The organism is Flavobacterium sp., assembly GCF_024305175.1.
Classification (GTDB): Bacteria; Bacteroidota; Bacteroidia; order Flavobacteriales; family Flavobacteriaceae; genus Flavobacterium.
On record NZ_JAMWYY010000101.1, the window covers coordinates 1 to 5,658 of the forward strand.

The following is a 5,658-nucleotide window of genomic DNA, read 5'->3' on the forward strand; positions in this document are numbered from 1 at the left end:
GCCTGGGTTGTTGTCATCGCATAAAGGATAGTTCGATGGGGTAGGGATAGCGGGCTGAGGATATATTGTTACTGTAAATGAGCCTTCGGCAGTACAGTTATTAGGTGTTGTACCGGATTCGGCATATACATATATAGTTTGAGTTGTAGTAATAACCGTACCTTCATCCAGCATAGTGCCTTCGCCACCCGGCTGGGTATAGTAGTTACCTGCCGCAAGTGTTGGTAATGCATAACCGTCTACAAAACACGCAAAGCCATCAGCAGGCACTTCTACAACAGGTGTAGGTGTTACTGTTATCATGAATGATGTTGTGCTAAAACACTCTGCATCAAGATTGTTTGTAAGGCGTATGTAAACGTTTACAGTGCCAATATTTACTGTATAAGCTTCGGGTGTTGTAATAGCATTCTCATTGTTTTCGGCATCTTCAGCCGTCTCATGGTATGTTATTGTGTATAAATCAGGGTCTAAGCCCGAAAGTACTGTTCCGTCAAACTGGGTAAGGTCGAAAACTTCGAAATCATCGTTTTCAGGATTACAAACCTGAACATTCTCAGGAGCCTGTGGCTCTGAAGCCGGGCTCACAAATAGTTCAAGCGGTATATAGGTAACACAAGCTTCATCCGGAGCACCTTCCTGTATTGCACGGAAGTAAACCATTTGAGAAGCATCTTCTGTAGTTGTGTAAACCGGGTATGTCAGCGGGCTTGCATTATTTTGTGCATCCTGAAGTGTTGCGTACATAGTAAGATCAACATCTATATTAGGAGATGCAGCTAAAATTTCATTAACACGTTCTGTTAAATCGAATGTAGCGGTGTCATCATCGTCTTCCGGTTCACATATCGATATAGGCTCAAGGTCTACTTCAGCAGGCTTAAGAGAGATTATAATATCGAAAGACCATATAGCGAAACTATCCGGATCTTCGTTGTTTTGCACCCTTATATAGATAGTTTTAGTATTAGCGATAAAAGTAAGCGGGAAAGCCTGGTAGTTTGCAGGGTCTGCAATTACCTCACTGCCATCTTCTGCACCCAACTCCGTTTCATGATAGGTAATCGTAAAATCGGCCGGGTTTAACAGCGGGCTGTATATAGCTGTTGTATTCTGAGTAAGGTTAATAACCTCTGCCGCATCATGAGGCGTTTCTTTACAAAGCTCGATGTCATCCGGCGGAGTTAACGTATAAAGCTCAAAAGATTTAAGCGTATAACAATCGTTATCAAAACCTTTAATTGTTACATATACTGTTTGCCCGTCTGTACCGGCATAGGCATCGCTAGGAAACACCGGTATGGCTTCTTCCTCTTCAAGGCCTTCAATATTATCATAGTAGAACACTTCATAGAAGTCAGGGTTATCTAAACCTTCTGTAACTACCGCATTATTTTGTGTTAAATTCCAAGTTAGTGTCGGGTTGCTGCCATCGTCAAAAATTAAAAGGTCGGCTGGCTCCTGAGCATCAATATCAGGGATTTCTTCAATTACAATTGTATCTGTAAGCTGGCAGTCAGGGTCTGCAACATAAGTTGCAAGTACTGTATATTCACCTGGTTCTGTTACCGTTATTGTATCTGAGTTTATAGGATTGTTTTCATCATCAAGAAGGGTTGTACCATCAAGCTGCCACTCATAATTATATTCGGCATTACCGGCATCAACAGTAAGCTCATACGATTCATAAGAACATAATGCGGTACCGTTAGCCACTGTAAGGTTATCCGGAAGTTCCGGCTGGCCAATATCAAAACTGCCGGCTGCTATCCAAACTGCAGAGTCAAGAGCGGTATCGAGGTAATCTCCAATAGCAAGCTTAATCCTGTAGGTATGGCCGGGTATAACCGGAGATGAAGCAGTCATCACAACAGTTTGCCCATTCATATTTATTGCCGCAGCTGCAGGGTTAGCTGCATTTTGCTGCCCAAAATAGGCAACGTTTTGTGAGCTACAACCTGAATTATACAAGTTATTCCTGATGGTTGTTACCGAAACAGGAATATTAGTTCCCGGAATAACGGCAAGGTTAACGTTTGTTACACTACCATCTGTAAGGTCAGTTAGCAGGAAGGCAAACACATCACTATATGAACATTGGAAAACACCATATTCATTTGATGAAAACAGGAAGTCGAAACTCATCGTGTCGGTAAGCGGCACGAAGTTGAACTGTATAAATGTAACGTCATTTATACTGCCCCCCTGCCCGTTTGCGGCACTTACAGCCTGCAACTGGGCATCTCCGGTACCTGATGCAACAGAGGTAGTATTACCTCCTGTAAACGGACCCTCACTAAACTCTGCATTACCGCAACGTAATATAAGTCCGTCTTTTATAGGGAAATTGGAGTTATTCTTATGGAAGTAGCCAATACCATAGTTGCCCGTAAGGCTTCCTGCCTGTGATATAATGTTTGATACGTTAACACACTCTGCATCTATAAGTACATCTTCTACAAGCTCAGTAACAGTATAGGCATACTTATCTACGGTTACGTAATCAACCGCAGGCTCATCAAGATCTGTACAACCAGGACAGGCCGGAACAGGATCGGGTGTATCACTGGTAATGTTTACCACATTCTGCAGGTTTTCCACATAATCATCCGGCACCTGTATTGTTACAGTAAACTCAGCAGTTTCACCGGCAGCCAGTACAGGGATAGTGTGGGTTAACGGCCCAAAGCCGCCCACGTTATCGCCCTGCCACTGCATGAACTCTATATCAAAAGGAACAGGATCAAAAACACCTACATTATAAGCGTCACTCGGCCCCGGGTTTGTTATTGTTATATAATAAATTACCTCGCTGTCTTTAAGATAAGTATCCTGGTAGTTCGTTTTAAGCGTAACAAGGTTTGCCTGTGGGTCAGGCTCTGCCGTTATCGTGCAGGCATCGCAAGACGGGTCAGGATCTGTAGTATCGGTTGATACAACAACTGTGTTTACAATATCGGTTTCCTGATCAAAATTGCTTGGCACAGGTACAGTAAAAGTATATTGTACCGATTCGCCAACAGGCAAGAAAGCAATTACATCCTGGAGGTCTCCTGTGCCACTTGTACCATTACCAGACCAAAATACTGTAGTAGGGTCTATACCTGCAGGAACAGCATCTGAAACAGAAACGTTAACTGCATTGTCCGGACCGTTGTTGGTAACAGTAATAGTATAAACAGCATCAGCTCCCGCAGTATATGAAGTACCCTGATTTAGCGTATGCTCTACTACTATATCCGCTTCCGCGTTTGGATCAGAGTCCGTATCGGTACACGTATCGCAGGTTGTATCAGGGTCTGTACTATCGCTGGCAGCAGTCACTTCTGTAGTAAGCTCTCCTGAATATGTCGCAGGCACATCAATGGTAACAGTATAGCTCACACTTTGCCCTACATATAGTAATGCTATGTTATCAGCCAGGGCTCCGTTTCCGGAAGAACCATTACTGCCCGTCCATGAATATGAAGTTATACCGGTGGGCAGTGCACCCGCAACAGAAACGTTTTCTGCATTGTCCGGGCCATTATTTGTTACAGTTACAGTATAAACTGACTGCGTGCCGGGGGTATAAATATCCTGTCCGTTATCTACTTCTACAACAATGTCCGATTCATATTCAGGAAAATCCTGAGTATCTGTATCGGTACACCCTGTGCAGGTAGTATCAAAATCGTTATCGCTGCTTGTAGCCGCCACGGTAACAAGATCTCCTGTAAAATTCTCGGGTATATTTAGTGTGATTGAATATATGATAGTTTGTCCGGGAGCCATTGTAAGCGTCATCATCTGTAATGGCTGGTTAGTTACAGTTGTACTTCCGGATGTCCACTCATATTCTGTTATTTGTGAAGGAAAATCAAATGTAAGCAATACATTTTCTGCTGTGGCAGGCCCGTTATTGGTTACCGTGACGGTATATATAGCTTCGGTACCTGCAATATAAGTAGTCTGCCCATTGGTATTGGTAACTGTTACATCTGCACCATTTCCGGCAAGTACATCCGTATCATTACACTGCGGGCAATTAACAGATGCTTGTTCTGTATCTGTTGTAACAACTGCCTCAACAGAAATTACTGTTCCGGTATATGTTAAAGGCACTTCAAGATCTATAGTATAGGTAACTGTTTCGCCTGCAGCCAATGTTGCTATAGTGTCGGCTAAAGCTTCATCAGTACCTGACGAGCCGTTACTGCCGCTCCAGCTAAATAAAGTAATATCAGCAGGCATAGCAACACCAACCTGTACATTTTGTGCCGCACCGGGCCCGTTATTGGTTACAGTAACTGTATATTGAGAGGCAGAGCCGGGTGTAAAGTTTACCTGCCCGTTATCTACAACTGTAACTACATCAGCTATAGCTGATGACGTATCTATATCATTACAGTCAGGACATCCGGGCGCAGGATCTGTACTCCCTGTTGTAACTGATGCCTCACTGATTAAATTACCCGTAAAGTTTGCAGGTATATCTGCAATAAGGGTATAGGTAACTGTTTCACCAACACCCATAGCAGCAATAACATCTGTTAAAGCGCCTGAGCCTGAAGTACCGTTATCACCACTCCATGTAAATGAGGATATCCCGGCAGGTACCGGGTTACTTACAGTAATATTGTTAGCGGGGTACGGCCCCACGTTAGTTACTGTTAATGTATATGTGGTTTGTGTTCCCGGCGTGTAAAGCTGCTGTCCGTTTGTGTTTTCAACAACAATATTTGCTGTTGGCGGCACATCGGTATCTGTACATGGCGCACATGCGGGAGTAGGATCTATAAAAGGCCCGTTTACCGTTAGCTGGCTCGTTAACGGCCCGGTAAACCCGGCCGGAATATCTGCGGTTATAGTATAAGTAACAACCTGCCCCAGTGGCAGGTTTTGTAATTGGTTTGTAAGGTTTTGATTGGTGCCCGAAGAACCATTACTGCCTGTCCATGAAAAAGAAGTTATACCGGCAGGTATAGGGTTGCTAACGTTAATAGCAGAAGCAACTTCAGGGCCATAGTTAACTACAGACACCTCATATACAGCCTGAGACCCCGGTACATATACCGACTGGTTGTTGGTATAGCTAACCTGAACATCAGATTGTGTATTATACGTTACACTGATTACAGGCAAATCTGCCACATAATCGTTCGGTATCTTAATATTAATAGTGTAGGTAACCGTTTGGTTAACCCCTAAAGAAGGAATTGTATTGTTCAGGGCAAGGTTTGTACCCGCAGACCCGTTAGAACCTGTCCACCAAAACTTATTGAAGCCCGGCACAATAGTTATGCCCGCTGGTATAGGGTATGACACGTTAACGCCTTGTGCGGGGTTTGGCCCGTTATTTGTTACCATTACCGAAAACGACAGTATCTCGCCAACCTCGTATTCATAATCGGGGTTGGTGTTGAAAACAACTATATCAGACTGTGCATACAGGCCGACTGTTCCTAACAACAGTAAAAGAGAGAGTAATAATTTCTTCATATAGCGAATTTTTAACGTACTACTAATATTAATTAAGTGTAAAATATTCCTAAATTAACTATATTTTACATAAGACATCAAATATAAATATTCATCAACACTTTAGTGCTAATTTTTAAAAAAATCACAAATTCTTTTGAAATTTTTAAATTAAACAACTTTATTATTCTATATAAC

The 5,658-nt window shown here is 42.8% G+C and carries 1 protein-coding gene; it reads right to left on the reverse strand.

What is annotated here, in order from left to right:
• Positions 1-5,481, reverse strand: a 5,481-nt coding sequence (locus Q0K96_RS14855) for a choice-of-anchor L domain-containing protein (protein WP_297334764.1), incomplete at its 3' end; no start/stop codon positions are given.
• Positions 5,482-5,658 lie beyond the last annotated feature (177 nt).